This is a genomic window from Streptomyces doebereineriae (assembly GCF_031845645.1).
In the GTDB taxonomy this organism is placed as follows: domain Bacteria; phylum Actinomycetota; class Actinomycetes; order Streptomycetales; family Streptomycetaceae; genus Streptomyces; species Streptomyces canus.
Map to the genome: position 1 here is coordinate 1 of NZ_JAVREZ010000239.1, position 464 is coordinate 464.

The window sequence follows — 464 nt, forward strand, 5'->3', positions numbered from 1 at the left end:
TCTTGAGGTCGCGAGCGTTGACACCGATCACCTTGGCCCCGGCCTGCAACGCCCGGTCGGCCTCCTCTTCGGTGTGCACCTCCACGAGTGCCGTCATCCCAAGGGATTCCGTGCGCTCCAACAGTGATTCCAGGACTGACTGCTCGAGCGCCGCCACGATCAGCAGCAACAGGTCGGCACCATGCGCCCGAGCCTCATGGATCTGGTACGGCTTGACGATAAAGTCCTTGCGCAGCACCGGAATCGACACCGCAGCCCGCACCGCGTCCAGGTCGTCGAGTGAGCCGTTGAACCTGCGCTGCTCGGTGAGCACGCTGATGATCCGCGCGCCGCCGGACTCGTAAGCCCGCGCCAGCTGAGCCGGGTCGGCGATATTGGCCAGCTCACCCCGAGACGGGCTCGCCCGCTTCACCTCGGCGATCACGGCAATTCCCGGTTCCTTCAACGCAGCCATCACGTTGAGC

1 protein-coding gene is annotated in these 464 nt (G+C 65.3%); it reads right to left on the minus strand.

Annotation, left to right across the window (positions count from 1 at the left end; translation table 11 throughout):
- The coding region (locus tag RNB18_RS51655) for an indole-3-glycerol phosphate synthase TrpC (protein WP_311721016.1) at nt 1-464 on the minus strand (464 nt) is incomplete at both ends.